The 22,704-nt window shown below is 65.1% G+C and carries 18 protein-coding genes; 1 reads left to right on the plus strand and 17 read right to left on the minus strand.

The window, feature by feature from the left end:
- Positions 1–16: 16 nt before the first annotated feature.
- The 16 genes from JZM60_RS00275 to JZM60_RS00350 all read right to left on the minus strand — a co-directional run bounded on the left by JZM60_RS00275 (position 17) and on the right by JZM60_RS00350 (position 20,379).
- Entirely contained in the window at positions 17–3,079 is a 3,063-nt protein-coding gene (locus JZM60_RS00275; protein ID WP_207163560.1) for a DUF6519 domain-containing protein, read from the minus strand.
- A gap of 143 nt (positions 3,080–3,222) precedes the next feature.
- The gene (locus tag JZM60_RS00280) at positions 3,223–4,731 is read right to left on the minus strand and encodes a phage tail protein (RefSeq protein ID WP_207163561.1); all 1,509 of its coding nucleotides are present in this window, start codon (positions 4,729–4,731) and stop codon (positions 3,223–3,225) included.
- Positions 4,732–4,897: 166 nt separating this feature from the next.
- Positions 4,898–8,164, minus strand: coding sequence for a baseplate J/gp47 family protein (locus JZM60_RS00285; protein ID WP_207163562.1), 3,267 nt, complete (start codon positions 8,162–8,164; stop codon positions 4,898–4,900).
- On the minus strand, positions 8,161–9,336 hold the full coding sequence (locus JZM60_RS00290) for a baseplate J/gp47 family protein (protein WP_207163563.1): 1,176 nt from the start codon (positions 9,334–9,336) through the stop codon (positions 8,161–8,163). Before JZM60_RS00290 ends, JZM60_RS00285 begins: the two co-directional genes overlap by 4 nt.
- A 171-nt stretch (positions 9,337–9,507) precedes the next feature.
- Positions 9,508–9,882 carry a GPW/gp25 family protein gene (locus JZM60_RS00295; protein WP_207163564.1) on the minus strand — a complete coding sequence of 125 codons (375 nt, stop codon included), beginning with the start codon at positions 9,880–9,882 and terminating at the stop codon, positions 9,508–9,510.
- A 118-nt stretch (positions 9,883–10,000) separates the two neighbouring features.
- The gene (locus JZM60_RS00300; RefSeq protein WP_207163565.1) at positions 10,001–10,813 is read right to left on the minus strand and encodes a phage baseplate assembly protein V; all 813 of its coding nucleotides are present in this window, start codon (positions 10,811–10,813) and stop codon (positions 10,001–10,003) included.
- Positions 10,814–11,959 carry a phage late control D family protein gene (locus JZM60_RS00305; protein ID WP_207163566.1) on the minus strand — a complete coding sequence of 382 codons (1,146 nt, stop codon included), beginning with the start codon at positions 11,957–11,959 and terminating at the stop codon, positions 10,814–10,816.
- 117 nt (positions 11,960–12,076) lie between these two features.
- Positions 12,077–12,367, minus strand: coding sequence for a LysM peptidoglycan-binding domain-containing protein (locus JZM60_RS00310; protein WP_207163567.1), 291 nt, complete (start codon positions 12,365–12,367; stop codon positions 12,077–12,079).
- 1 nt (position 12,368) lies between these two features.
- Positions 12,369–13,007, minus strand: coding sequence for a hypothetical protein (locus JZM60_RS00315; protein ID WP_207163568.1), 639 nt, complete (start codon positions 13,005–13,007; stop codon positions 12,369–12,371).
- Between the two features lie 113 nt (positions 13,008–13,120).
- Positions 13,121–13,360, minus strand: a complete 240-nt coding sequence (locus JZM60_RS00320; protein WP_207163569.1) for a hypothetical protein — start codon at positions 13,358–13,360, stop codon at positions 13,121–13,123.
- The gene (locus JZM60_RS00325; protein ID WP_207163570.1) at positions 13,354–14,691 is read right to left on the minus strand and encodes an ATP-binding protein; all 1,338 of its coding nucleotides are present in this window, start codon (positions 14,689–14,691) and stop codon (positions 13,354–13,356) included. Before JZM60_RS00325 ends, JZM60_RS00320 begins: the two co-directional genes overlap by 7 nt.
- A complete protein-coding gene (locus tag JZM60_RS00330) occupies positions 14,691–15,725 on the minus strand; it encodes a Pvc16 family protein (protein WP_207163571.1) in 1,035 nt (344 codons plus the stop codon). The genes JZM60_RS00325 and JZM60_RS00330 overlap by 1 nt, the downstream gene beginning before the upstream one ends.
- Position 15,726: 1 nt before the next feature.
- The gene (locus tag JZM60_RS00335; protein ID WP_241426312.1) at positions 15,727–16,719 is read right to left on the minus strand and encodes a hypothetical protein; all 993 of its coding nucleotides are present in this window, start codon (positions 16,717–16,719) and stop codon (positions 15,727–15,729) included.
- A gap of 267 nt (positions 16,720–16,986) precedes the next feature.
- Entirely contained in the window at positions 16,987–17,790 is an 804-nt protein-coding gene (locus JZM60_RS00340; RefSeq protein WP_207163573.1) for a hypothetical protein, read from the minus strand.
- Positions 17,790–18,299, minus strand: coding sequence for a phage tail protein (locus tag JZM60_RS00345; protein ID WP_207163574.1), 510 nt, complete (start codon positions 18,297–18,299; stop codon positions 17,790–17,792). The genes JZM60_RS00340 and JZM60_RS00345 overlap by 1 nt, the downstream gene beginning before the upstream one ends.
- A gap of 163 nt (positions 18,300–18,462) precedes the next feature.
- Positions 18,463–20,379 carry a phage tail sheath C-terminal domain-containing protein gene (locus JZM60_RS00350; protein ID WP_207163575.1) on the minus strand — a complete coding sequence of 639 codons (1,917 nt, stop codon included), beginning with the start codon at positions 20,377–20,379 and terminating at the stop codon, positions 18,463–18,465.
- Positions 20,380–20,609: 230 nt separating this feature from the next.
- On the opposite strand from JZM60_RS00350, the gene sfsA reads away from it, so the two are divergent.
- Entirely contained in the window at positions 20,610–21,308 is a 699-nt protein-coding gene (gene sfsA, locus JZM60_RS00355; protein ID WP_207163576.1) for a DNA/RNA nuclease SfsA, read from the plus strand.
- A gap of 70 nt (positions 21,309–21,378) precedes the next feature.
- Here sfsA and JZM60_RS00360 read toward each other — a convergent pair whose 3' ends face one another.
- Positions 21,379–22,680, minus strand: coding sequence for an ATP-binding protein (locus tag JZM60_RS00360; protein ID WP_207163577.1), 1,302 nt, complete (start codon positions 22,678–22,680; stop codon positions 21,379–21,381).
- Positions 22,681–22,704: the final 24 nt, after the last annotated feature.

The raw sequence follows: 22,704 nt of genomic DNA on the forward strand, positions 1-22,704 counted from the left end.
GATTACCTGCCGCCCCCTACCCCGAGATGGTAATTCCCAGGTTAGCCGCCTGCTGGGAGCGCCCCTGGGGGGTGATGTTCATGATGACCGCTTCCCCTTCTCCTCTATTGCCCACATAGATGGAGGAACTTCCCATCACCACGGCGGCGCGCCCCCCCTCCACCTCGAAGACCGACGAGGAGAGATTAGTGTTCAGGAATGCCAGTTGATTGTCCTCCCGCAAGAGCGTCAGGTCACTCACCAGGGCCGAGGAGAAGAGAGACGGGATCGTTCCGCCGCCACTGGCAACGATGTCCTGAATCCGCTTCCGGACGGCGGTGCTGACGTCGATCCGGGTCATTCGGCACCCCGAGGCCCGGAAGGTGGTTCCGACCCCGCCGAACGTCGCCTTCCCCTGTTTCACCAGGGCATCGAGGTTTTTCAGCATATCCCCGGGAAAAGGACCTGCCGGATGGGTGCCGTAGAGGGTGACGATGCCGAGGATGTCGCACTCCCCGAGGGTCATGTCGGCAGCGGCATCGTCCACGACCAGGGCGACGGCGGGATGCTCGCGGATCGCCTCCACGCGGATATTCCCGAGCACCCCGGCCAGTTGGACGGAGCTTATGCTGGACTGAAGCAGCAGGGGCATCAACTCCAGATAGCTCTGGCGCTCCCTGGCCGACAGGGCCGAGCCCAAATCTCTTACCCGATCGCCGATGGCCGCCGACAGGGTCCGGCGCTCCGCGACCGGAAGGGCCGCCACGGCCTGGGCCACCAGGAACACCTTGCTGTTGAAGAAGGTGAGATCCGGCACCTGGTAGAGGTCAAAGAGCGTCGGATTGAGATCGAAAAGCTTCGATGGAACCGCGAGGCTGGCAGGGGTGGACGCCTCCAGCATGAGGCCGTGCATGGTGATGGCCCGGATATTGTTAAAACCCGCGAGAAAACCGTCTGTTACGACCCCGTGAACCTCCACCCCCTTCAGGGAAACATCGCCGCAACGGTCAAAGATCAGGGCGCCGGTTGGCGCGTCACGGGTGATGACCACCATGTCCGTGAGACAGACCGCCGCGAAGCCCCGGAAGCGGATCGGTCCGTTCAGCAGGTGGAGCCGCGTGCCGTGGCCGCACCCCGACAGGCAGATGGTGACGCCGTCATCCTTCGGCGCGACCAGTTGACCGGGAAACTCGTGGTCCCCCGGCAGGAGACAGAGGCATATGTCCCGCGTCCCCTTGTCCAGAAGGGTCTTGAGGGCCTCCTCCAGGGTGGCGAAGAGCCCCCCCTCCTTCCCCACGGTAATCCGGCACCCCCCGCCACCGCCGGCGGGACGGGCGCAGAGGACGTCGAGGGCCTCCTGCACCGTATCGATACCCGGCTGGTTCAGGAAGGTGCAGTCGCCACCCGGCGTGTAGGCGATCTGCGCTGCGGTGACGTTGCAGAGGAGCTTCAGGGCATCCTCCACCGTGGCAACGGCCTGTCCCTGATAGATGCTCGTGTCGCACGGCTTGGCAAAGCCGATTTGCCCCGCCGTGACGTTGCAGAGGAGCTTCAGGGCGTCCTCCACCGTGGCGATGGTGCTCCCCTTGTAGATGCTCGTGTCGCAGGGCTTGCTGAACCCGATGTGATTCGCCTGGATCTCGCAGATCTTGTCGAGGGCCTGCTTTACGGTGCCGACAAATCCGGCGTAGAGCCCCTTGGTGCAGTCGGCGGTGTAGGCGATATGCTCGGCAGCCAACTGGCAGAGACGGTTCAGGGCCTTTTCCACGTTGTCGTGGGTGGCGTCGAAGAGACCGCTGGAACAGGTGGTCGTGTACCCCACGTCATGGGCGTGGAGGTCGGTGAGGGGCGGAAAGCTGTGCCGCCGCTTGTCGGCGTCGTTCTCGAAGGGGACCACCGTGCCGTCGGCCAGGATCCGGGCCAGGCGCAGGTAGTGGTGGACGATTCCCCGGGGCTCGGCGCCGGTCAGCACCGTGCTTCCCGGCCCGTCCACCGCCTCCCGGACCGGCGCCAGCCAGAAGTCGCCGGCCACGAAGGTCTTGCCGGCAAGGTCGAGGGTCAGTTGCAGGGCCTCCAGGTTGATCTGGATGCTGGAACCGAGGGTAACGTGGCCGGGGGCTGTGGGAGAACCGCCGGTGGTAAGGGCAACCCCTTTATCGACCCCGGTCACCAGGGACCAGACGGAGCCCGCGCGAGTCAGCTCGCAGAAGCCGTCCCAGCGGCGGACCAGCTCTTTTGGGGGGGCCACGGGGATCTCGTAGGTGGTCTTGATGGCGCCGTGGTTCGGCGTGAACCCGGCCCCCAGGAATATCCCCAACTGCTTCTCGGTGGCGGGGTTGTGGAACTCATAGACGTAGTTGGTGGCCACGAAGCCCGGCGGCATCTTTTCCACGGAGAGGACCTCGTACTGCTCGGCCCCGTTCTCGCTGGACCACTTGAGGATGAGGCGGGTGGGATTGGCGGCCGTTCCTTCCACGGCATGGACCTCCAGCCGGAAGAGGTAGCTCCCGACCCGACCCTTGCCGGCGGCGATAAGGCCGGCGCAAGGGTCGCAGGGGTCCCCCGCCTCCAGGTTCGTGTGGAGGGCAAGGGAGAGGGTGCCGTTCCCCCGCCTGGGGATCCCCGTCTCGGGGTTCACCGCCTCGGGGCAGGTCTTCACCTGGAGCAGGGTCTGGGTGCGGGTGCAGGTGTCGGCCCCGTGGAGCGCGGAATCCCGCAGATTCCCGTCCTCCAGGGAGGTGACGGCCCGCTCCCAGACGTCGGCATAGACGATGTACGGCCCCGTGGCGGGGAGCGCCGGGTAGCCCGGGAGGTCGGGCTGGGCGCTGGCCAAAAACGGCGCGATTCCCGGCAACTCGGCCCGGATGCCGTCCACGTAGAGGTCGCCGGGCTGAATCTTCCGATCCGCCGTTATGGAAACGGCGCCGGTGCGGGGCGTACCGTTGCCCACCACATCGGCGAGGGCCTGGAGGAGCTGCTCCCGGCAGATGGCCACCAGCTCGTTCCAGTCGGCGTCGGTGATTACCCGCCCCTGCTGCTGGTGGATGCCGGTGTAGCGTTTTCCCGGCTGGAAACTGTCGCGTGAGATCTGAGTTTTCATGGGCTACCCCTGAGTGCAAAAGTCGATAGTAAATAACACGGAGAAACGGAGGACACGGAGAACTGCTGAAACAAAAATTTATTGGTTCAAAGACTTTGCCTTTCTCCGTGATCTCCCTCTCTCCGTGTTATTCAAATGGTTTTTCATGTATCGCACGGCGGAAACGGCGGCCGGTGCAGCCGGAGATCCGGGACGATGACCGCCTCCATCCCCACCGGGAGAAACTCCTTCAGCTTGTCCAGCACCGCCGCCATGAGGAGGCTGTAGCGCCACCCGTGGTGGGCCCCCACCTCGCCGCCGTCCTCGGCCCCGAAGCGGACCGCCTCAGGCGTGGCCGGATGGAGGACGGCGCACCCAGGCTCACCGAATTTGGCGGTGCGGCGCACCACCGCTCCCCCGTCGTCGAACTCGAAGGCATAGAAGACCGGGCGCTCGGTGGTGTTGCGGTGGGTGAGGAGCGCCGCTGCAGCAGTCCCCGGCGGAACCCGGGAGAACCGGATGCAGTGTGGGTTTTTGAGCAGGCCGGGCTCCAGTTCCAACATCCCGGCAAAGAGACAGTCGCTGGCCTGGAGGCGGCCGGCCTCGCAGTTCCCCAGCACGGTGCAGTATTCGAGACGGGCCAGGCCAGGCACCGCCATTTTGTCGAAGAGGCACTCCCGGGCATCCACCACCGACTCCTCCATTGTCCCGGCCGGAACGGTGACCTCAAGGGCCCGGACCGCGCACCGCCGAAGCTTCACCGTCCCGGCGGTCACCGTGAGGGTGCCGTCGATGATGAGGTTCTCCAGCAGGTGCTCCTTCTCCTCGTCCAGGAGCATGTCTCCCGCATGGACCGGGAAGAGCCCCGGCTCGAAGAACCCGAGGGGGGGCGGAGCATGGAGGATCACCCGCTTGGGGTGGATCTGCCCCTGCCGCCAGTCGGGGGTCCGGAGATCCGCGGTGCGGCGGGAGACGTCGTCGAAGCTCCCGGGAAAACAGGGGGCGCCATGGGGGTTCACCTGGCGCCACCAGGTGGAGGTCCCGGCAAAGGTGGTGAGCTTCGCGGCCGGGTTCGAGGGGAACTCACCCGTGGGCACCGCCACCTCCATGGCCCGGGTGGGAAAGCGAAAATCGGCAGTCGCCGTGGAAAGGTCCGGATGCCGGGCCGCCCAGAGGGGATGCTCCCGGAATTCGTCGAAGCGGGGGTCGTCCCCCAGGGCTCCGGCAGGGAGCTGCGGCATGCCGATACGGGGTGTGACGGCGGTGCGCCGCCACCCCTCCTGGATCTCCACCTCCATCTGCCCCACCGCCTCGGCGATCTGCTCGATGGCCGTGAGGGTCCCTTTGCGCTGGCGCCATGCCACGGCGTTGGCCACCTCATCCCGCCGCCCCTCCTCGTCCGGCGAGACCAGGCGCACGTCGAGGAGCTGCGCAAAGTAAGGAATGAGCCACGGCTGGCAGGAGAGCCCCGACGGCGGGTTGTCGGGGAAGGAGTCGGCCAGGCGCTGGTCCAGGGTGGCGCGAATCCGGTCCAGGAGCTCGCCGCAGGCGTCCAGGAACCGCGCCAGATCCCCCTCGCCCCCGAACTCCAGGCTGTCGCGAGTGCGGTAGACCTCGGGGAGGATGCCGTAGAGCTGCGTGCCGGTAGTGGTTGTCGGTTTGTCGGTGGCCATGGTTGTTTCCCTTGTTAGTCCTCTAAGACCTTTGAAACACGGAGCAACGGAGCACACGGAGCAAGATCTGAGAAAAACCTTTTTCAGGACTCTTCTCGCACTACACAGAAACTTGGGTTTTCTCCGTTGCTCCGTTGCTCCATGTTATTTTTTTGTTGTTTTAATATTAATCCAGCTCGCTCAGAAGCTCCCGCAGGGTCACCGTGGCGAAGACCTCTTCATCCAAGGCAATCTGCAGGAGGCGCAGCTTCGCTTTCAGCCCGTCCACGGCCGTGGGAGCCTCGCCGGTCAGCCGGGCCAGCTCGGCGGTGGAGCCTTCGGCCAGATCGTGGACGGTGCGTTCCAGGAGCGGCGCGAGGTGGGTGCGGTCCGCCGCGAGCCCCACGACGATCTCCGCCTTGGTCCTGAACTCCCACAACCGGACCGGCGGGATGTCGACCGTGGCGAGATCACCGGGGTCGATGCTCCGCAGGTCGTTCACGGTTCGGATGCCGGCTCCCCGCAGGAGCTGGCCGTAGCGGGCCCCCACCCCCTGGATGACTCCCACTCCCCGGCGCCCCACCAGCCGCGGCTTGGGTGCCGGCGTTTCGGCTTCGGCCGCCTCTCCCGGAGAAGGGCCGGCCGCGGCCTCCCCTTCCACCGTGACCACCAGTTGCCCCAGGGTGAGGACCTCCCGGTCGCCGGCAGCCACCCGCCGCAGGGTCCGGTCCCCGTTGATGACCGCCACCGAATGCTCCACACCGGTCACCCCCTCGACCACCTGGTAGATCTCGCTCAGGAAAAGGTCCTGCCCCAGCTTCCGCTTCCGGAGGGAGAAGGCGTCCTGAAGGGCGTTCTTCACGGCGGCGGTCACCACGTCGGGGTTATAGGCAGCGGTATCCACTGTCAGGAGCACCTCCAGGGCGAAGGTGCGGGATTCGTAGGGGAGGACTGTCACCTCCACCTCGGGCACGGCATGGGCCACGAGGAATGCAGTGAGGGTCGCGGCAAGGGTCCCCAAGGCCCCGCCCCCGGCCGGGACCACCACCACCTCTACCTTGTCGTTTCGCCCGAGCCCCGTGGGGCGGCTGAAGGCCCGGGCCTGCCAGACGCTGCTCTGGGACATGGCGAGCCAGGCGAAGTCGTCCAGTGAGACGGCCCGCTCCAGGGTGAGGAGGGTTGCCGGGGCATTCTCCCGCAGGGACTCCACCCCTTCCCGGTCGTTGCCGCCGGTGGAGGGGAGGGGCTGGCGCACCTTGTCCACCAGGCGGTGAGGCCTTGAGGGCTTGAAGGGGCTTCCGGCCGGAAGGTTGCCGGCAAGGCCGGTGCCCGAGCGGAAGATAACCCGCACGTTGTTGACGCCCGTGGGGAGGCGGCGGCCCCTCACCCCGTCGCCGAAGGCTATCAGAAGCTGCCCCGCCTCGGTCATCCTCACCGTGTAGTGGTGGTCGGTGGGGCCCGAGGAGGCGAAGCTCCCCACCTGCTCCCAGACCCGGCCGGCCACGGAGAGGTCGATGGCAGCCCTGACGCCTGCTGGCTGGGTCGGGTCGGCCACGAAGGATACTCCCGTCTCGGCGAAGACGAAGGACTGGTTCGCCCGGGTGGCGTCGCCGCTCCCCAGGACCTTCTCACCCTTGCTCTCGCCGTGGCCGGAGAGGACCACGTTGCCGGCGATGAGGGTATTTCCGCGGGTGAAGCCGGTCGGCAGGTTCCGGGCCAGGACGAGGGTGGTCCCCTCCACCTTCGCCACGGTGGTGAAGAAGGCGGCCGTGGCGTCGTCGGTCCGTTCCACCATGAGGACGCGCCCCTTCTCCAGGGCCGGCGGCACCGACGCCAGGGGAATGCGGCTTCCGGTCACGGGCTGGAGGTTCTCCTGCCACGCCACGGTCCGGAGCGCCTCCTTGAAGTGGGCGTAGACCTTCGTCTCCGTCAGGAAGAAGTCGCCGCCCCCCCGGTCGTCCCAGCCATCGGCCGCCGTGAGGGTCGCCTCCTCCCGGTCCAGGTCCACGCTCACCGAGGCGAGCCGCGCCCAGGCGGCCTGCTGCCCCATGACCACCACCGCCAGGTCGCCGGCCGTGGTCTTCTTGGGCTTGGCGGTGACGATGGAGTTCGGGAGGTGCCCATCCTGCTTCTCCAGGAAGGTGTCGGTCCGCCACGGCCCCGCCCCCACCGGCGGCACCAGCAGGGTCTGGGGGTTGCTGAGGGGGAAGGAATGGTCGCTCTTCAGCCACGAAACGGTCAGGATGGTGTATCCCTTGCGGGGATGGTCGCTGTCGGCCGGATGGTAGCGGGCCGCCGTCACCCTGTAGAAGGGGAGGTGCTTCTGCTTCGTGGCGTCGACGGTCTCCTGGACGACCCGCCGGTCGGCGAGCCGCGACCAGTCACCGGCCACCCGCAGCGCGTAGATGACGGAGCTTGGGCTATCCACGGGGCGCTCTTCCTGGGCGCTCACCGTAATGGTAACCGGATAGCCGGCCCGGGCCGTGTCAAGCCGCAGGGGGCCCATGTCGGTATCGAGAACGAGCCGTTTCCCCGCAACGGAGTAGACCCGGCGGTAGAGCTCCTCGGCCCCGTCGTCGATATGGATCACCATGCCGGGGAGAAGCCCCTCCGGTTCTTCGGTGAAGCGCAGAACCCGCTCCAGCTCTGCGCCTTTGGCGGCGGGGCCCATGGGAGCAAGCCCCTCGGCCGGCTTGGCGTGGATCAGGGTGTACCCCTTCCGGAGCCGGTGGGAGAGCCGGGGGGTGACCCGCACCTCGGTGTTCCCCCCCACAAGCCGCGTCCCCGCAATGAGGTAGGCCCGGAGAACGCCGCTCTGCTCGTCCTCCAGAACCAGGGGCTCGCCGGTCTTGAGATCCTCCACCTCCCCTTCCAGCACGAGGAGATCCCCGCCGAGCCGCTCCTGGTTCCGGTTGTATTCGGCGGGACGGAGCCCGTTCAGGAGCGGATCGACCTTGATATCCTCCAGGGTCTCGAAAACCACCGGGGCGCTGCCGTCGGCGGGGGTATGCTTCACGGCAAACCCCTCGGGGAGGGTCCCCGCCTCCTTGGCATCGATCACTAGCCGGGTGGAGGCCGAGGCCGGGGGAGCCGGGTGGTAGTCGATCATCTCCACGAGCCGCCGCACCGTGTCCCACTGGGTGGCGGTCCCCAGGAACCCCTCGTTTGCGTAGGCGTCCAGATGCTCGGTCAGGACGGAGGATGAGCGGGCCAGGGTCCGGGCGATTTCCCATGCCCAATCCCGGCGCGGGGAATGATACTGCTCCAGTATCCGCTGCTGGCGCTCGTTTTCCGTTTCGGTGGCGGGAAGGTTTGTCACCTCCTGCCAGTGGGGGAAGCGCTCGGCAAGCTCCTCCCTGAGCAGTTCCAGGAAGGTGACGGCATTGCCGTCCACGTATCTGAAGCGGCGCAGTCCGGCGCGGTTCCAGCGGGTGAGGTCGGTTCCGGTGCTCATCCTCGGCGCCCTCCGGTCAGGGTGAGGTTGATGTAGCCCCGCTCGGGGCGGCGAGGGTCATTGTCGCAAACGGCGATTTCCAGCCCCTGGAGCGGGATGCGTCCCGTGTCGGTCTGGTCCGGGTACTGGTCCCCAAACCGCTTGAAACGGTTGAGGCAGACGTTTTCGACCCCGTCCAGGGACATGAGGGTCTGGAAAACGTCGCTGGCGTAAAGGTCTTCGCCAAAATCGTGCCGCCCCGGCTCGAAGAAGCCACCGGGCCCGGTGCCGAGGGCCTGGAGGACGGCGTTGCGGACCTCGGACTGGAAATAGTTCTCCCGCACCCGGATGGAGATGAACATCTTGACTCCCACGGGGACCGCATCCTCCAGCACCACCTCTTGGCCGGCCATGCGCCAGGCCTCCAGGTAGGGGCGGAGCAGGGTCCGGATGGTTGGGGGCTCCGGCTCCCAGACCGGTTCCCATATCCGCTGCTCTTGGTGGAAGGCTTCAATACGCTCCCGCAGGTCGTCGGGATAGGCGAGTCCCTCCTCGTCCAAGGGATGGTCGTTCCAGAGGACCGTGGCCACCCGGACCGTGGGCCACGACCCGGTCCAGGCGCTCCAACCGCTGGCCCGGAGCACCAGGGGGTGATCGGTGAGCCGGTCGGCATAGTCGGCCACGGTCACCATCCGCCGCTGGGTATGGATGGCCCGGGGCCCTTCGAGGCGGGCCGGGTCCATGAGATGGGGGTTTCTGCGCCAGAGCTCGTCCAGCTTCTGATGGCGGCTCTTGCCGTCGGGAGTTGCGGGAGGGTCATCCTCCAGACCGGCGGCGGTAGCGGCATCGTAACCGATGAGAGAGAGAAGCCGTCGGACCGATTCGGGGCGCCGCGCCGTCTCCAGGTAGGCCTCCGTCGCCACCCGGTCGGCCATGTCCGAAAGCTGGTCCAGGACCGCTGCCAGCGCTTCCACAAGGACCACCTCCAGGTCGCCGGCAGTCCAGCGGGTCCGCTCCGGGAAGCGCCCCGCCAGCTCTTCGAGCATGAGGCGGCGGAAGCTGTCGTAGTCCCGGGCGAGCCAGTCGAAATCGTCGCCGGGGTCGGGAAGGGGCGCGGGGAGCTCCACCCGGCGCTCGGCGCAGTCGGGGCAGCGTCCTTCGAAGGTCAGTATGCTTTTCGGGTTCTCGGCCATGGTCTCACATCCATGTTGTCCGTTCTTGCTCTCGGCGTCTTCCCCCCTCTCCCTAACCCTCTCCCACCAGGGGAGAGGGGATTAAAGGCCCCCCTCCCTTTGATGGGAGGGGCGGGGGGAGGGTGCAAAGCGATGGTTTCCGGTCAGTCGATAGGTGTGGGCAACACAGCCTCACACCAGGAATTCGTGCCGCTCGCCGTGGCCGATGGCGGCCAGGGCGTAGGAAACGGTTATCAGGAGCTTCTCCCCCTCTCCTCGCACATCCACTTCCAGACTCTTGGGGTCCACCTCTCCCCGGAGGGCCTCAGCCAGGGACGAGGCAATCCGCTTGCGGGTAATCTCCCACAGGACCGAAGAGTTGGGCTCGAAGACCAGCTGCTTGAGCCCGGCCCCGAAGTCGGGGCGAAATACCCGCTCCCCCGGGTTGGTGAAGAGGACCTGCTCGATCTGCTGCCGCACGTGGGACCGGCGGTCGGCAGTGGCGGCCCCGTGATCGCCGATGCGGAGCGGAAAGGCCATATAAGGAGGATCGGTGAGGCGATTCATGGTTTCCTCGTTATTTCGTTGGTACCCCCCTTTACGAAAGGGGGGCCAGGGGGGATTTCATGACGGCAATCAACGGCAAATCCCCCTAAATCCCCCTTTCTTAAAGGGGGACTTAACACTACGACGTCATCACCTTCATTGACAGCGTACTCATCTCCCCTTGGGGAATCGGTGGCCCGGTGGGCCCCATGGCGCTCGGATGGACATGGGTAGCGAAGAGGGTGAGGAAGCTCTGCCCCTTGATGATCGGCTCCCCCCCCTGCCCCGCCAGCATCACCGTCTGCGCATCAACCACCACCTGCTGCCCCTTGACGGTTACTCCCGAAGCGGCCATCTCCACCTTGTTGCCGTTGGAGTCCTCGATGGTGGTGCCGCTGGACGACATGGTGATGGTGTTGCCGTTGCTGTCCTCCACCACTATCTGGCCGGCGTCGGAGTCCAGGGTCAGGGTATTCCCCTTGGCATCGGCCACGATCACCGTCCCCTTTTCGTCCACGGTCATATCGGTCCCGGCCGGATGGGCCAGGCGGAACTTCTCGGCCCCCGACTCGTCATCGAACTGGAGGATGTGCCCCGACGGGGTCTTCAGCACCCGGGTCGTGGGAGGAGACTTGGCCGCCTCCGCCGGCGGGTCGCCGCTCGCCTGCCAGAAGGTGCCGGTCCAGATGGGGAGGTTCACGTTCCCCGCCTCGAACTCCACCCAGACCTGGGCATCCACCTCGGGGACCATAAATAGCCCCTGATCGGCCAGACCCCCAAAGGGAAGGCTCGGCAGGGCCCAGCCGGTGGGTGTTTCGCCCAGGACCGACGGGACCATGAGGCGGAGCCGCCCCCGCTGTTCCGGGTCGTCGTTGTCGGTGACAAATCCCCGGTACTTGCCGTAGTAGCGGTTCCGGTACTGCCGCGCCAGTTCCAGGAGCAGGTCGTCCATCTATCCCCCCAACACGCCGGCAAGCACGCCGCCGGCGCCGCTTCCCAGGTTGTCGCCGTAGGCGTTGCGCAGAAGGTTGAAGCTCTGGCGGTACCCCTCGGTGCTGAACCGGTGCCGAACCGTATCCACAAACCAGATGCCGCCGTACCGCTCCCCCACGCCGTCCACCCCCACCGGCTCCCCCACCCGGAGCACATGGCCGTAGAGGGAGCCGTCCAGCTCCCCCTCCCCCTTCACCCGGAGTGAGAGGTCGTTGGCCCGGCGCTGTGCCCGGGCCCGCCACTCGTCTTCGCTCATCTCCCCCTGGCGGCCCATGCGCCAGGCGAAGTCGGGGAGGCCGCTGCCGGCCCCCGTGGCCGCATCGTTTCCCAGGAGCGGCAGGTCCGGGTCAACCGTCTCCGAGACGGTGCCGCTCCCGGCGGTCTCGGCCCGGTCGAAGGCGACCCGGTCGGCCTGGTGGCCGTCGTCTTTGACCGAGAAACGGTAGGCGCTGGTATCCTCCCCGGCGTAGACCATGATGGTCGCCTGGGGCTCCGCATCGAGGCGCATTGGGCCGAAGTAGGCCATCCCTTCCCGGAAGATGAGATCGTAGCCGTTGGCCTCGGCCCGGTTCCGCAGGAATTCGATATCGGTTCCGTCCTGATTGATGACGAGCCCCGTCTGGCCGCTGCCGTTGGCCGGGTCCGGGGCGAGGCCGTACTTGGCGAGGATAGTCGGGACGATCACCATATCGGTCGTGGGGGCGTCCCCTCCCCAGACCTCCCGCACATGCTCCCGGTCCAGGGCCAGAGAGTCGTCCCGGCACTCCACGATCACCCGGGCGCTCCCGGCATCCTCCGGGTATTCGGCCCGCACCTCCCGGATGTACCCCCGCATCACCTCCTCGGTGGAGGAGCCAAAGGCAGCCTCGATGACGATGGGCTCCCAGGGGGCGAGGCGTCCGTCATCCTGGACAAGCCACCGCCCCTGCTCGTCACGGCGGCTCTCGAAGGTGATGGTCGCCACCGTCGGCTCGGCCCGGCCGGCATCCACCGTCACCTCCGTGAGAAACGGGTAGAGATCAGTAATCTCCAGCCCCGCGCTCCCCACGCGGATGATGCACTCGGCCGGCTCGCGGCGTTTTGATGTCAGAAAATCGAGAATCATGGCTGAACCCGAAAAATGCTTTCAATAACACGGAGAAACGGAGGGCACGGAGTAAAACCGTATAGTTGAATTTAGACTACTCTGTGTTCTCCGTCTCTCCGTGTTATTCAGCCTTTATTATTCCTTCGCCTTCGGTATCAGAATCACCCTCCCCTCCATCTCCTCCAGCACCATGTCGCCGCCATAGAGGAAGTCGGGGTTGGCGTCGACGATCCGCCACCAGAGGCGGTCGTCGTTGTAGTAGTGGCGCGCCAGGAGGTCCAGGCGGTCGCCGGCCTTCACCACGTGTTCCACGACCCCGGTGGCGGCGCCTATTGTCCGGGGGCGAATTCCGGCAAAGACCATGGTCCCGTCGGCGGACGGCGCAAACTTCTCGGTTTTCTCGTAGCGGCTCCCCTTCTGGAACATGTCAGAAAATCCCTCCGATCACGGTGCGCCCCGTGTTGAGGGCGGCACCCACCACCTGCCGCACCTTCTCCACCTGGTAGAAGGGGTTGTTCCCCTCGATGACCTGCATGGTGAGGCTGGCCCGGGCCCGGTAGGGGACCAGGGACGGGAGGTGGGCCTCCTCGGTGACGCGGATGCTCGTGAGGAACACCGGAAGGATGTGGGTTCCCCAGACCAGCAGCAGCACCGACGCCGATTCGCTCCGCTGGAACGCCCGCTGGCCGCCGAGGCCGAGGCTCGCCAGGGTCTGGAGCCCGCCGGGGCCCTGGGCCTTGGGCTCCACCATGGAACGCAGGGTGTCCAGCTCCGGCTCGATGCCGGCGACGGTGGCAATGGGGTCGCCGTCGTTCATCCGGTCGGTGGCGTCCAGCAGTATCTCGATGGTGAAGCTCTCGGGCTGCACCGTGACCCCTTGGGCCACCCGGGCCGTCTCGGTGGGGAGGGCGAAGTCGTATCCCCCCCGGGTGCCGGGGGCGCTACCGGTCCGCAGGGTGATGGTGCGGGAGCGGGTCAGGGACTGGGGGTTGAAGTCGAAGACCAGCACCAGCGGCGGGAGCGACAGGGCGTATTCGATGAGCATCCCCTTGACGGTGTTGAGCATGTGGCGTTACCTCATCTCTTCAAACAGATGGACCAAGTCCCCCTTTAAGAAAGGGGGATTTAGGGGGATTTGCCTTTCATTGCCGCCATGAAATCCCCCCTGGCCCCCCTTTCTCAAAGGGGGGAAGACGTTTTCTCCAGCTCTGTGCCTACCGATTGGGCGATTGCCCGGGCCACCTCCCGGTTGGTAGCCTGGGGATGTACCTCAATCGGCGGCACCGCCAGCCGGTCGATCTCCAAATCGGCTCCCACGGAAACCGATGCCAGCTCCTCCCCCACCAAACGGGCGATCTCCCCGGCCCGGTCCCGGAACGCGGGTGGCAACTGAAGGCGCAGGCGGTCGACGGTCAGCATGGGACCTCCTTGGGGAGGAAGGGGGCCAGGGGCCCCAGATCGGTGGGGGAGAGTTCCCGGCCGTCCTTCCCCAGCTCCCGCCAGACCGCCAGGGCCACGTGGCCGAGGCCGAGGGGCTTGCCGGCGCCTGCGGCCAGGTAGGCGGCGTGGAGAGCGGCGTTGCGGATGCTCCCGCCGGTCAGGTTCACGGCGGCGCCGAGGAAGGCGGGGTCCACCCCCGGCTCCCGGGGCGCACGGGGGGGGAGGAGCCGCTGCCAGAGCCGCGTGCGGGCCTCGGCATCGGGGCGGGGAAAGTCCACCACCACCTGGAAGCGGCGGGCAAAGGCCGGGTCCAGGTGCTTGCGGAGGTTGGTGGTGAGGATCACCGGCCCCTGATGGGACTCGATGCGGGCCAGGAGGTGGCTCACCTCCATATTGGCGTAGCGGTCCCGGGCCTCCCGCACCTCGCCCCGCTTGCTGAAGAGGCTGTCGGCCTCGTCGAACTGGAGGATCATTGGTTGGCCGTGGGCCGCGTCAAAGAGGCGGTTCAGGTTCTTTTCCGTCTCGCCGATGTACTTGCTCACCAACCGCCCCAAGTCCACCCGGTAGAGGGGCCATCCCAACTCCGCGGCCAGAACCGCGGCGGCAAAGGTCTTGCCCGTCCCCGACGGCCCGGCGAAGAGCCCCACGGGCCCGCCGCAGTCGCCACCCCCCCACTCCCCCACCACCGTGGCCTTGTGGGTGATCCAGAGGAGAAACTCCCGGAGCATGGCAACCCGGTCCGGGGGAAGCACCAGATCGTCCCACCGGGCCGGGGTTTTCACCAGCACCGCCCCGGGGAGATCGCCGGTGACGGCCGGACGCCCCAGGAGCCGCGCCGTTACGCCGGGTACCGGTTTCACCGGCTGGAACGGATCACCCCCCTCCACCTCGATGAGTCCGCTGATCCGCAAGGGGGATGACTCGGTGAGGGCGCCGTAGAGGAGCGGCGTTTCCTCCGGAGCCATGGACAGAAGCTCCTGGAGGAGCGCCGGCGTCGGATAGGGGGTCGGCGCTCCGGGCTGAAGGGTCTGAAAGAGCCACCCCAACCGGGGTTCCGCCTCGGGGGCCACTACGCAGGCAAGGACATCGAACTCGATGGGAGAGAGCCCCGCCGGCGCCACGGCATGCCAGCCCCCCTCCTGCCGTCGGGACGCCTCTACCTGCTGCTGGAGGGTTCGGAGCCGCTCCAGCTCACCCGTGGATGCCTCCCGCCCCTGGCGCGACCCGGCCAGGATATGGGCCAGGAGGCCGATCCGCTCCCACTCCGGGGCAAAGGTATCCTCTTCCATGGTCCGGGCGGCGGCTTCCATCACGCCCCTCCGTGGACGGTGACAAGCAGGGGATTGCTCCGCACCGTTATTGTCACCCCGTCCGATCCCCGTACAAAGCTCCGCTGTGCGTAGAGGACCGCCTGCCCCCCGTCGGCAACCAGCTCTTCGGGAAGAGCCACCTCAACTGTCTCCGCGTCGGCGGCAGCGTCGGGATCGAGCACAAAGTCCGTGGCCGTAGTATCTGTCGTGTCGGCCACATTCTCCCAGCCGCCGCTGCTCGTCCACCGCTGCCAGACGAGGGTAACCGGAGCATCCGGCTCTCCGGCCACCCAGACGTGGGGGGCGAAATCCTCCAGCTCCTGGCTCCCATGGGCGAAGAGGAGACTCCGGGCGCACGTCCCGTCATCGAGCACGAAACTGATGACCGGGGCCCAGTCGGGGCTCGAAGTGTCCACCATCGTGCGGGGTACCGGCGGCGCGGCGGCAGCCCCGGCAAAGGGAGCGGTGCGGGCGGCGGGCACGGACCGGATTTCGGAACCGATCCTTCCCACCAGGGGGCTTTCGTGGCGGCGCTCCGAGGGGAGCACCGGCGCCAGGGCCATCTCGTAGGCGACGGAGGGGCGGTAGCTCACGTCCCCCTGGGTCGACCAGATGTGATTCAGCTCGTCGGCTCCCAGGGGATGAAAGAGCACCTGGAGCCGGAACGTTTCGTCATCCACCGTGAGGGCCGACTGCACCGGCGCTTCGTGGAAGAGCCGCAACACCTCCCCCAGGAGGCGGAGGTCGTTCTCACCGGCACTCACCTTATCCTCGTCGAGACCGAAGCCGGTGACGAGACAATGGAGCCGCACCCACCACGGATCGCCGGGGGTGTCCCCCGTAAAGAATCCGGCCGGCTCCACCCGGTAGAAGAAGAGGTTCACCCGGTGGGACGTGTCGGTGGTTGCCGGCGCGGCGCTGGCCGGGGAGCCGATCATCACCTGGATCGAATTGGCGCTGGCGTCGAGCCCCACGCTGACGAAGTCGGCGATGGCCCGACAGACCTGGGATAGTGATGAGCGCGGAAGGGCCATGTCAGAAATTCCTCAAATAGTGGCGGCTGACGAGATCGGGCCGCGTTCGCTCCTCGCTCCGGGAAGGGCGCTCCGACGGCGCCGGAGCCACCACCACGACCTCGATGGTGCCGATCCTGACCTGGGGCTCGGGGGGAGCCGTCCGCCTCTCGGGAGGGGGCTGGAACTGCTCGCCGACGGCGGGGACGGGAGGCTGACGGAGTGTCACGGAGGCCGGTACCGCCCCGGAAGGTGGAGCGTAGTGTGTTTCCTCCAGGGATTCCCTCCCCAGCAGGACGGAGGGCCGTCCGGTCTCATCCGGCACCTCGCCTTGCAGTAACGCCTGATCCGCCTGCGTTGCCGACTTTGGCGGATTCCCCGGCAAATGGAGGGCCGGCAACACTTCTACATCGGCCCGGAGAGGTTCGTCCGGCAACCCAAAGGCCGGGTTTTCTACTGTTTCGCTGCCTACTAGTCCGGGAGGGGTGGTGGAGCCCGCACGGGTTTCCCCCGCTTGCCGTCTCCCCTGAGTTTCCACAGACACTTTCCCGGCTTGTAACGCCGCATATCCGGACGAAGATTCCCGTACAAATGAATCGTTTGCGCTCACAGATACTACCGGAACGTCAATCGAACCACCGTCGTGAAATGACTCCATCGGCTCAACGCGGAAATCGCCACGTGCCGCTCGGTCGCTTTCGCTTCCAGCCTGCTCTCGTTTCACAGGATCGGGAAAAACTGCTTCTCTCTCCATCGCCTCCGGAATTCCCGCAACCGGGATGTGTTCCGAAAGCGAAGGGCCCACCACCTGCCGGGCGACGGCTCCAGCCTGCGTAAGTCTCTGCCCCGCTGTAACCGGCGTACCGTCCCCCTCCTCCCGAAGCCGTATCACCGACGCATCGCACCCCATGGCTGCGGCGGGTTCAACTGTGCCCCCGTCCGCCGCGTCCGGAGCGTCAGCCGGCATCTCCCTGTCGCCAAAGGGCGCGGGTGCCTCGGGGGGACTGACTGTCATCCCCCCTCTTCGACTGTCGCGTATGATGTCGGCGAAAAATCCCATAAAAGTCAGCCACCTTTAAAAAACGCTTTGAATAACACGGAGCAACGGAGAACACGGAGAAAAGCAAACCCGTTATATTTATGAACCTATTGCAAAAGTCTTTTTCCCCGTCAGGAGGGAAGGGGACTATTCGTAATTTTTGCAGGAGCTTCTGTTGATAAGTTTTTGAAGTTCTCCGTGCGCTCCGTTGCTCCGTGTTATTCCAGATTTTTTTGGTCTGTCCTAACGCGCCATTCCCCGCGCCCGGTCGATCAGCTCCAGGTAGCGCCGGCGGCGCTCAAGGGGAAGGGCCAGGATTTCCCCCTCGCTCCAGTGGTAGGTGGCGGCGAGGATGTGGATCTCCCTTAGAAGCCACCCTCCGTCATTACGGGACAAAGCCCCATAGGGGTCCACGTCGATCACATGGGTGGTGCCGCAGGCGGGGCAGGCGGCCTGGACCGACACGGCCACCTCCGGCGCCACCGCCTCCAGGGCCGATTCAATCCGGGCCATATCGTCGGCGGTGAATGAGGGCTGTCCCTCCCCGGGGAAATCCACCAGACAACGGCCCACGAGACTCCTGCAGGCCTCACCCTCATCTTCGATACCGGCAAGGAACTCCTGGTCGGCCCCGGTGGGAACCCGGAAGCGGCATGGCCCGAGGCTTGTCGCCACCGTGGTGAAGGGGTACCCCTCCCCCGCCTCCTTCACCGGCAGGTCCGCGTGAGTTACGGAGAAATCGAACCGCTCGCCGCACCTGCCGCAACGGGCCGTGAGCCAACTCTCGCCCAAGCCGAGCCCCGTGGCCAGGCGCCCCATGAGAAACTGGCGGTCGGCGACGGCAAGCCCAGACACCGTTTCCGGCACGGGTGGTTTCCCCCCAACGTGCTCCAGAGCTGCGGCCAGGGCCGCGGTCACCTTCGCCGGCAGGGTGGCGCCGGCCCCGGCCGCCTCGGCCAGGGCCAGTTCCACGGCGCCGGTCAGGTGACGGAAGGCGAAGTCCCGCCGCCGGGCACCGTCATGCAGGATACCGCCGGGGAGCCCCATCAGGACTCAGCCGGCTCGGGGACGCTGGTATCCCGCTCCCACCCCTCGTGCTGCAGGGTGATGGTCTGGATGCCGATGGTGTTCATGTTGCCGGCGTCCAGGTCCGGAAGCGCCTGGTAGTCGGAGACCCAGGCCCGGTAGAGCTTGTAGGAGATCGCCACCTTCCCCTGAAGATTGAGGACATTGATGATGATGTCCTTGCGGTAGTTCTTCAGGGACATGGCGGCATCCCCCTGGATGTTGTTCACCAGGTTCGCCCAGTTCTCGAAGACCGGGTCGTGGGTAAGCCCCTGCTCCAGGGTCACCGGGTCGTAACTGGTTCCCCCCGGCATGACCCGCTCGTGGGACGGGTCGTTGGAGGCGCGCCACTTCACCGGCGTCGTCTTCTTCTTGAGGGCTCCCATTTTCTTCAACCCCGCCACCACCTTGCCGTCGATGACGACCTGGAACTTGAAGGTGCGGTAGGGATCGTGCCGATGGGTGTTGACAGGAAAGAGCGGTGCAGCCATCACAAACCTCCTTTACAGGCTGTTGAAAAACTATTGCGGGGCCAGTCTGCGTAGTTGCCGTTCGCTCAAAAGCTCAACGTACCGACGGGTACGCCTCGCCTTTTCGCTCACTTGCGCCTAGCATCCCGGCCTCCTCACTACGTTTTTCAACAGCCTGGATCAATTATTGTTCAGCAACCTTCTGCTGAATCCGCACAATGACGAACTCGGCCGGTTTCAGGGGTGCGAAGCCGACGATGACGATCACCTGGCCCCGGTCGATGTCCCCCTGGGTCATGGTGTCCCCCAGGCCGCAGCGGACGAAGTAGGCGTCGTTGGCCTTTTCCCCCTGGAAGGCGCCGGCCCGGAAAAGCCCGTCCATGAACGAGCCGATGTTGGCCCGCAGCGATGCCCAGAGGTTGTGGTTGTTGGGCTCGAAGACCGCCCACTGGATGCCGTTGTAGATGCTCTGCTCGATCATGATGGCGGTACGCCGGATGGGGACGTAGCGCCATTCGGGGTCGGCTTTGGTGGCCAGGGTGCGGCTTCCCCAGATGACCGGCCCGAAGCCCGGCATCTTCCGGAGACAGTTGACGCCGAGGGGGTTGAGGGAATCCTGCTCCCCGTCCTCCACCGGATACTGGAGGCCGGCCACTCCAAGAAGCGACGTCTCGACGCCTGCCGGGGCCTTCCAGACGCCGCGGCGGCCGTCGATCTTGGCCCACATGCCGGCCGCGAAGCCGCTGGGGGGCACAAGGAGGGTGGACGGCACGCCGGGGTTGTTCTCGGCATTGTAGAAGGGGTTGGCCACCTTGGCCCAGGGATAGTAGACCACCGAGTAGGTCTTGGGCTTGAAGCCCAGGTCGTTGACCGCTTTCTCGGTCCTCAACTCGGTCCCCTCGGGGGGATCGATGATGACCATTCGGCTTCTCATCTTCTCGGCGTGGGCCACGGCGGCGTCGATGATCGACTGCTCGGTGGTGGAATCCCAGGCCTGGCCCGGCAGGCAGAGGATACTGATATCGCGCACCTTCTCGAAAGCGGCGAAGATGCCGTCGTAGGCGTCTTTGTCGGGTTCGCTGCCGTTGGTTCCGCCGGCAAGGGAAACCTGGCCGGCGATTCCCGAAAGCATGGCATTGAGCGACTGCTGGCCGGTCCGCTCGGTACCGTCGTTGGCAAGTCCCAGGAGAAGAACGGTGGAGGCGTCGGTGGCATCGCCGGGGCCGCTCACCACGACTGACGAAGTGCTCAGGCGGGTACCGGAGGTGAGAACGAGCTGGTCGCCTTCAGCGGCACAGGTGAAGTCCCGCACCGCCGGGTTGGCCACCACCGCCCCCCGCACCAGGGCCTGGATGCTCACGGCCACGTCGGCAAGTGTGCTCGTGGCGTCGAACTCGTCGGTGGCAAAGGTGACGGTACGGGCGGTGCCGTCCACGTTGACGGTCATGGTCAGGTCGTTGAGCACGCTGAAATCGGCCACGGCCGCAAGATCCTGGCTGATGCTCACCCCCAGGAGGTACTGGCTGATCGCCTGCATCTCCACGTTGATGAGGGTGGAGGCGTCATTCACCTTGCTTTCGATGTAGTCGGGGGCATCGTCGTCGGCCACGGTCAGGTCGTTGAACCGCTCCCGTTCCTTGAACTCGGTCCCGTCCATGACACCGGCCCGCAGGGTGTAGAAGCCGGGGGCATCCGCCTTGGCCTCGAACCTCACTCGCAACTCGTTACCCCATTCACCCGGATTGGCCGCGGCGAAGCGGATGATCTGGGCGGCATCGTCGGGATTAACCAGGAATCCCTCGGCAGTGTCGGCGCTCCCCTCCGTGATGGCCCGCACGATGTAGGCGGCGGTCCCCCCATTCTGGAAAAAGCTGTAGACCGCAAACCCCATGGGGTCGCCCGTGGCCGATTTTCCCAGATCGCGGATACCGCCGAACTGCTCCTCGTAGTCGCTCCACTTGAACAAAAGCGTCGGTTCGGCCACCGGTCCCTTCGTGGTATAGCCGACAAACGCAGCGGTAGATGTCCCGACCCCTTCGATGGGTCGGGAGCCGCTCGGGATCTCCTCCACATACACACCCGGATGAAGATACGTAGGCATCGTCTGAACTCCTTTCGTCAGAATGTACGTACGGCAAATTGTGTAACTGCTGATGGCATCGTGGTTTTATCGCGGAAGCAACCGCAAGGGGCAAATCGTAAAAGCCCAATAATTCCGAATCGTTCTAAAGTTAATAACAGAGTTTTACACCCTGTCAATGAACAAACGTTATTTTTCAGATCATCACCTTTAAACTTGCCCGCCACTGTACGCCATGCTACACCCTCTCCATGCGACTACCTTTCCCCCTATACCCCGGCACCCTCATCCGCCGCTACCAGCGGTTTCTCGCCGACGTACAACTGGACGACGGCACCACCGTCACTGCCCACTGCCCCAACTCGGGAAGCATGAAGGGATGCAACATCCCCGGCAGCCCTGTCTGGCTCTCGAAGAGCACAAATCCGGCCCGGAAGCTGGCCTACACCTGGGAACTGGTCATGGCCGACGGCTTCTGGGCCGGCATCAACACGGGGCTGCCGAACCGTCTGGTGCGGGAGGGCATCGAAGAGGGCACCGTGGTTGAGCTTCAGGGGTACGGAAGCATCCGCCCGGAAGTGCGCTACGGCCAGGAACGGAGCCGAATTGACCTCCTCCTGGAAGGTGAGACCGGACGCTGCTGGGTGGAAGTTAAGAACGTGACCCTGGTAGAAGGTGGGCGGGCGCTTTTCCCCGACTCAGTGACGGAGCGGGGGCAGAAGCATCTGCGGGAGCTGATGGAGATGGTGCGGCACGGCGATCGCGGGGTGATCTTCTTCGTGGTGCAGCGGGGGGATGGCGACGGGGTGGCGCCGGCCGACGCCATCGATCCGGAATACGGACGACTATTGCGGCTGGCCGTGGCAAGCGGAGTGGAGGCCCTGGCCTACCGGGCACTGGTAACGCCGGAGGAGATCCGGCTCACGGAGCGGTTGCCGGTTTTTTTGTAGAAGGCTTAGCCTTGAATCGGTAAAGAAGAATAAGGTACATCTTCCTTTTCGGTATGGGGGAGACACCTCATCAGCCGCAGAAATACCGATATGCGGGCACAACTCGTATGGTTCTCCCCCCTTCGCTGATTTCATCCTCATCCTCATAGGTAACAATCGTACCGCTTTGTAATCCCGTCTCTTCAAGAGCCCGGAAAAGAGCTTTGAGTTCGCGGGTTCTGGTTTTCTCTCCCTGAAGATCTCTGGCAACCTGAATGAACTCGGTTAAAGCCCCCTTCTCCCGGCAGACGAAATCAACCTCCAGGCCGGTGGCGGTCTTGTAATAGTAAATCTCCCGCCCCTGCTGCCGCAGCGCAAGAAAGACCAGATTTTCCAGGTAATGACCGAAGTTTTCCGAGAAGCTGAAAGCCGTTGCCGCAGCCATGCCGGTATCGATTGCGTAGATCTTCTTCGGACTCCTGATCTGCTCCTTTACCGAAAAATCAAAGGAATCGAGAGTAAAGAGCAGATGTGCATCGGCAAAGAACGAGAGATACTCCTTCACCGTCTTGTCGGTCAGCCCCACGAGCGCAGCCAGACGATTGAATGAATAGAGTGACGCCACGTTGGACGTCAGGTAAAAGAAGAGATTTTCCAGTTCCTGTGCTTTCTTCACGCCGAAGCGGGGCGCGATGTCCTGGTAGAGGATATTCCGGGCATACATGACGAGAACTTCTTTCCTCAGGGCACTGTCCTCGATAAATGCAATTTCCGGGAAACCGCCGAACCGGAGATATTCGTCAAACACCCCCCTGAAGCGATGCCTATCCCGCAGCGCTTCGAGACGGTCGCCGACATCAAGCCCCCTGGCACGGGCGAACTCGGCGAAAGAAAAGGGAAACACCTCAACGGGAAGCGCCCGACCTGAAAGAAGCGTAATGAACTCCGAGGACAGGAGGCGGGAATTGGAGCCGGTGACAATAAACTTGATCCCTTTCCGCTCGAAGCGGTCCTTGACGAAGACCTGCCACTCGGGAAAGAAGTGAACCTCGTCCAGAAAACAGTAGACCGTTCCCTCGGGAGCGGCGAGTTTCAGATAATCATCGTAGATCCGCTCCAGGGAAGCGACATCGTTGCGAAAGCGACTGAACTGGGGAGTTTCCAGGTTGAGAAAGAGAATATTCTTCGGGTTGATCCCCTTTTCGCCCATGAGGTAGTTGATTGCCTGCCGGGCAATGGTGCTTTTGCCCGCACGGCGTACTCCGACAAGTGAGATGATATGCGGAAGGTCAAGGAATTCTAGAATCTTACCTAGAACATCCCTTCGCACACCTTCGTTGTAGGGTTGGCCACCCCAATGGGGGTTCTGGTCGACAATCGCCTGCTCGAACATAGCTACTCCGAATCAAACAAATTT

Source organism: Geobacter benzoatilyticus (genome assembly GCF_017338855.1).
Classification (GTDB): Bacteria; Desulfobacterota; Desulfuromonadia; order Geobacterales; family Geobacteraceae; genus Geobacter; species Geobacter benzoatilyticus.